Below are 922 nucleotides of genomic sequence, written 5' to 3' on the forward strand. Positions count from 1 at the left end.
GCCACCGGCCGCCCAGTGCCTCTGCTGACCCAGTACCTGCTGGACCGCGCTGGCGCGTGATGCCGTGAGGCCGGTGGCGCCTTGTGCGCCACTGGTCGGCGATTCTCACCATGAGCAAAGTCGACTTCTACATCTTGCCCACCGACTCGCTGTCGGCGCGGCTCGATTTCGCCTGCAAGCTGTGCGAAAAGGCCTGGCGCCTCGGCCACCGGGTGTACCTGCACTGCCAGGACGCGGAACAGCGCAGCGAGCTGGACCAACGCTTGTGGCGCTTCAAGGGCGAGGCGTTCGTGCCCCACGACCTGGCCGAGGTGCATGCCGATGCCAGCGTGGCGCTGGGCTTGGCAGATAGCGCGGGCGAGCACCGCGACCTGCTGATCAACCTTGGCGCCAGCGTGCCGGGCTTTGTCGGCCAGTTCGAGCGGGTGGCCGAAATCGTGGTCGAGGAGCCTGGCATCCGCCAATCGGCCCGAGAGCGATTCCGTTTCTACCGTGAACAGGGCTATGCTCTGCAAGACCACCGCTTACAGCGACTTTGACGACGATGGACAAGCCCTCCCCTTTGCCCGACTCCGCCCATCTGCTCGATGACCTCGAGTCGATCCGCCAGCTGCTTGGCGACGCCGACCTGCAACCGCCGCTGCTGACCGAAACCGTGGAGCAGATTCCGTTACTGCTGGAAGAGCCTGCCGGCAACCCAGCACCGGTTGCCGAACCGGCGGCTGCCGAGCCCGAGGACGACCCGCAAACCCGCCGCCAGGACACCCTGCTGCACCTGGAGAGCGAACTGCGTGCCGCGGCGCAGATGATCATGCAGGACGTGATCAACGACTTCACCCCGCACATCGAGAACGAGATCAAGCGCCGGCTGGATGCGCGGATCGAGCGGTTGATCAAGCGTTCGGAGTAATCCTGAATTTCC

Annotated in this window: 2 protein-coding genes; both read left to right on the forward strand. The window is 65.3% G+C overall.

Features of this window, described 5'->3' with window-relative positions; all coding sequences use genetic code 11:
• The first annotated feature begins 110 nt into the window (after positions 1-110).
• Positions 111-539, forward strand: a complete 429-nt coding sequence (locus APH36_RS19355) for a DNA polymerase III subunit chi (protein WP_060499874.1) — start codon at positions 111-113, stop codon at positions 537-539.
• Between the two features lie 5 nt (positions 540-544).
• A complete protein-coding gene (locus APH36_RS19360) occupies positions 545-910 on the forward strand; it encodes a hypothetical protein (RefSeq protein ID WP_060499875.1) in 366 nt (121 codons plus the stop codon).
• The last annotated feature ends 12 nt before the right edge of the window (positions 911-922 follow it).

This window comes from Pseudomonas sp. NBRC 111133 (assembly GCF_001320605.1).
GTDB classification, from domain to species: domain Bacteria; phylum Pseudomonadota; class Gammaproteobacteria; order Pseudomonadales; family Pseudomonadaceae; genus Aquipseudomonas; species Aquipseudomonas monteilii.